Origin of the sequence: Vibrio sp. 10N.247.311.47, assembly GCF_041467535.1 — a bacterium.
Lineage (GTDB): Bacteria > Pseudomonadota > Gammaproteobacteria > Enterobacterales > Vibrionaceae > Vibrio > Vibrio crassostreae_C.
Genome location: NZ_JBFSUR010000097.1, coordinates 1 through 1627, shown reverse-complemented (window position 1 = coordinate 1627; position 1627 = coordinate 1). Strand labels below are relative to the sequence as shown.

Sequence of the window (1627 nt, the reverse complement as noted above, 5' to 3'; positions counted from 1 at the left end):
CGCAGGATTGCAAGCCAATGAGCTGAGTAAAAAACGCAATCAAATCATTACGGCTGTCACACTGGTCATTTTAGCCTCGATGTTCTTTGCCTTTAAACACTTTAAAAAGCCCCGTACAGACCTCTCTACATCGTCAAAAACAGAAGCGCCCGCGCCCGACTTCGGTGAAATCATTAACGATGACTTTACTGAAAAGGACAACCGCTCAGCGTTAACCATCCAGCGGCAAGAGATTGAAGATACAAGGGAGGAAGTTGAGAGGCTTAACCAAACCATGACACGCTTGATAAGTTCAAATGAAAATACCGTCGCGCAATTAAAAAAACAAAACAACGAGCTTACCGAAGCGCTTCGAGACAGCCGTGAGGCGCCGCGTACCGCCCCCCACCAAAGTGCGTTTGAGCTAGATGAGCCTCAAAGCGACACAGCGCAAACACTTGTGGGTGATAACTTCGGCTCAAGACCCTTACCGCCAAAACCAGCGCCCTCTTACTCCACCGATGACTTACACAAAGACGATTTCCAATACACCGCCTCAGACACCGTTTCTTTTGATAACCAAGGTCAAGCCATCGATTCTTTTGATTTTCACTGGGAGTCTGGCGAAAAAGAGAGCTACCGACGCACCACGGAGAACTACGTCCCCTCAGGGACGTTTGTCACAGCTAGAATTACCGGGGGCGCAGACGCCAATGCCGGCGTGTTCGGACAAAGTGATACCGCACCGATTGTGCTCCAAACCGTGCATGAGGGCATCTTACCCAATGGCGAAAAAACACACTTGATGGACTGCACTATCGTTGGCAGTGTCTATGGTGACCTGTCATCGAGTCGCGGTGTTGTTCGCACAAACACGATAAGTTGCATTCGTGATGGCAACATTCTCGATATTCCCGTGCAAGGCACCGTCTTTAACTTTGGCCGTAACGGCATTCGCGGCACATCTCTCTTACGCAACGGCAAAATCATCCAAATGGCGGGAATTTCCGGCATCCTGACGGGATTAGGAGAAACAGGGGCAGGATTGGCCAGCACAACGTCCACCTCCGCACTAGGCTCAACCTCCAGCATCAACAGCGAAGACGTAGGATTAAGCTTATTGGGCAACGCCACCTCCGAAGTAGGCAGTAAATTATCAGATTACTACATTGCCCTTGCCGAACTTTACCACCCATTCATCGAAATCAATCCGGGGGGACTTGTGAACATCGTCTTCACTCAAGGTTTTCCTCTCGATGATGAGGGCGTCGAGCGCTATGAAGAAAAACTGGCGAATGAACAAACTCAGCCGAGCACCATCATGGAGACGATAACGCTCAACCCACTCGCCAACGAACTGACCCCACAATTAAGGTAACAACACCATGAAGAAAACGCTTTTTATGGCGCTGCTTATCGGCGCGCTCACAGGGTGCTCTGCTGGATTCCAAGATGAGTTCAGCTGCCAAAAAATCGGAGGCACACCAGGCTGTCAAAGCATGGATGAAATCCGCAACAATATTAATGCGCCCGCAGAACAAGGCCAACTCGATGCCACCCTTCTTGCAAGCAATCCGTTTGCTTTCCTACCAAGGCGAGATCGTGAAGGACACCCAACCCGCACCCCAGACACGGTGCGCAAAGTGGT

General features: G+C 50.4%; 2 protein-coding genes. Both read left to right on the top strand.

From position 1 onward, the window contains the following. The first annotated feature begins 7 nt into the window (after positions 1 to 7). Positions 8 to 1357 carry a TrbI/VirB10 family protein gene (locus tag AB6E51_RS24355; RefSeq protein WP_372140302.1) on the top strand — a complete coding sequence of 450 codons (1350 nt, stop codon included), beginning with the start codon at positions 8 to 10 and terminating at the stop codon, positions 1355 to 1357. Positions 1358 to 1364: 7 nt separating this feature from the next. Then, positions 1365 to 1627 (top strand): type IV conjugative transfer system protein TraV (locus AB6E51_RS24350; protein WP_372140300.1); only part of this gene is annotated, 263 nt, incomplete at its 3' end.